This is a genomic window from Protofrankia sp. CiP1_Cm_nod2 (genome assembly GCF_920664355.1).
Taxonomy (GTDB): domain Bacteria; phylum Actinomycetota; class Actinomycetes; order Frankiales; family Frankiaceae; genus Protofrankia.
This window is the reverse complement of sequence record NZ_CAKKTL010000338.1, coordinates 1-2494: the sequence shown is the minus strand read 5'-3', so window position 1 is coordinate 2494 and position 2494 is coordinate 1. Positions and strand designations below refer to the sequence as shown.

1 protein-coding gene is annotated in these 2494 nt (G+C 77.6%); it reads right to left on the bottom strand.

Translation table 11 applies throughout. The annotated features are described in order from the left end of the window. Nucleotides 1–129: 129 nt before the first annotated feature. Nucleotides 130–2494, bottom strand: a 2365-nt coding sequence (locus tag NBW84_RS22895; RefSeq protein WP_250287313.1) for an FtsK/SpoIIIE domain-containing protein, incomplete at its 5' end; no start/stop codon positions are given.

Genomic DNA, 2494 nt, shown 5'->3' with positions numbered 1-2494 from the left:
CGCGCAGGGCGGGCTCGTGGCGGGCGTCGGCCCGCCACCCTGGCTCAGCCTCCGGTACGGCGAGGAAGCCACCCGGCTGGTCGGGCACGTCAACCATGATCCTCGTTTCGTGGGTCGCGGGCGCACCGGTCAACCCGGCAGCCTCCTCCACGGCTCCCGGCCGTCCCGGCCGTGCTCCCGGTCGTGCCGCTGGTCGCCCGTCACCGCCGCCGCCGGCCCGGCCTGGGCCGGCAACGGTGAGAACGGGACGATCGTGCGGGCCTCCGCATACCCGTTCCGGTCGAACAGGACCGCCCGGTTCGGGCCCGTCCCCGCGGTGACCGACCGGTTGCCCGCCAGGCTGAACAGGTCACTCGCGGGCACGCCGACCGCGACCCACGCCCCCACGTCGTCACGGTGCATCGGGCCGAGGTCGTCGAGCAGCCGGCCCGGGCCGCGCCACCAGCCGAGCAGGTGCACCCGCTGGCCAGGGCCCCGGCGGGTGATGAAACGCAGGTCGTCCAGGCCCGAGCGGCGGGCGGGGGGCTCCTTGGCCTCCAGGACGGCCCGCCCGGCGTCGGCGGCGAACAGGACGAGCAGCCGCACCGGCCGGGCGAGCCGCTCGTAGGACCGGTCACCGGGCCAGGGGGTACCGGCCGCGCCGGCCAGGGCGGCGTCCTCCCGCTCCCGCACCTCGTCGCTGACCTCCCGCAGCACCCGGCGCAACGCCGCCGGCGGATGGACCCGAGCGGACTGCCCGGCGGCGCGGACCCGGCCGGCGAGCACCTCGGCCGCCTGCGTGGTCTCGGCGGTGACCGCGACGATGTCGACCCGTACACCGCCCTGCACGGCCTGGCCGGCGACGCTCACCACGGCCGCCTGCAGCACCCCGACCGCTTCCCGGCGCAACGGCCCGAGCACCGCGAGGCTGCGTCCCGGCAGCGGGGACAGCCGCACCCCGACGGCCGCCGGATGCAGGTCGAGGGGAACCCCCACCAGGGCCAGCGGCTCGGCCGCCCCGGCGGCGTCCGCGTCGTCGGTCACAGCGCCGGTCACGCCGCCGGCCGTGTCGGGCGCACCACCGTGGCCGGCGTTGCCCTCGTGGGCGCTCTCGAGGACCGCGACGTCGGCGGCACCGGCCCGCTCGGCGCGTTCGACCGGGACGGGCGCGCCCGCGAGCGACCGGTAGAGCGGGTTGTCGTCCAGGACCGCCGGCGCGTGGCCGACGAAGACCCGCGGCCCGGGACGGCCCGGCGCGCCGGGAGCGCCCGCCCGCGCGAGGCTCGCGCGCAGCGACGTGAGCACCGCCGGCGTGGGGTAGGCCACCCGGACGAGCTCGTTGCCGGCCGGGTGGCCGTTACGCCGGTTGACGATGGCCTCCCCCACGCCCGCGAGCGCACCCGCCGCCTCGTTGGTGGTCGACAGCAGCACCCGGGACTCCGAGATCGAGGTACGCAGCGCGATCCGCAACGCGAACTGGCCGAAGATCGAACCACGTTTGCCGGCGGTGGCGTCCAGAGCGTCGATACCCGACAGCGTCTGGCTGGCCAGCAGCAGGTGGATGCCGTAGGCGCGGCCCTGGCGGGCGAGCGCCTCCAGGTGCGAGACCGCCTCCCGCGACACCGCGTCGAGCGGGGTGAGCATCACCTGGAACTCGTCGATCACCACCAGGATCCGCGGCCAGCCGGCGCCGCCCCGCGCGGCCCGCAGGCCACGCAGGTCCCGGGCGCCGACGGCCCGCATGGCCAGGGCCCGCCGCTGCATCTGGGCGCGGGCGTGGCGCAGCACGGCGACACCGAACTCCCGGTCGCTGTCCATCCCGATGGTGTCCGCATGCGGCAGCACGAACGGGTCGCCGGCCCGGGGCGCGAACTGGGCGAACTCCAGGCCCTCCTTGAAGTCGAGCAGGTGGAAGCGCAGCTGCTCGGGGGCGTAGCGGGCGGCCAGCCCGTACACCACGTCGAGCAGCAGCGTCGACTTGCCCGAGCCGGCCTGCCCGCCCACGAGCGCGTGGACGGTGTCGTCGTCGAAGCGGAGCGTGACCGGGCCGTCCGGGCCGAACGCCACCGGGACGCTCAGGCCACCGGCCGCGTCCAAGCTCCACAGCGTGTCGGGCAGCAGCGCCCGGGCGTCCGGGGGGCGGGCGGCCTCGACGGCCGTGGCGGCCGCGACGGACTCGGCGACCGCGGCCACCAGCTCCGGCGGCGGCGGGTCGTCCAGCTCGCATTCCAACGGCCCGGCGAGCGAACAGCTCCAGATCGTCGGGCCGGCGGTGGGGGCCCCGTCGCCGTCGGGCCCGTCCCCGGCGGCGAACAGGCCGCCGGCGGCGGGATCCCCGGCGGGCCCGGCCACGCGCAGGGTCTCGGCGCCGGTCAGCGTCTCGTGCCCCCGACGGCCGACGACGGCCGTCCCGCCGTCCTCCACCAGCGCGATCACGTGCACGCCGCACGCGGGCCCCTGGGCGGCGACCGCCTCCAGCGCCCGCGCGGCGTCATCGGCCAGCGACGGCCAGGCC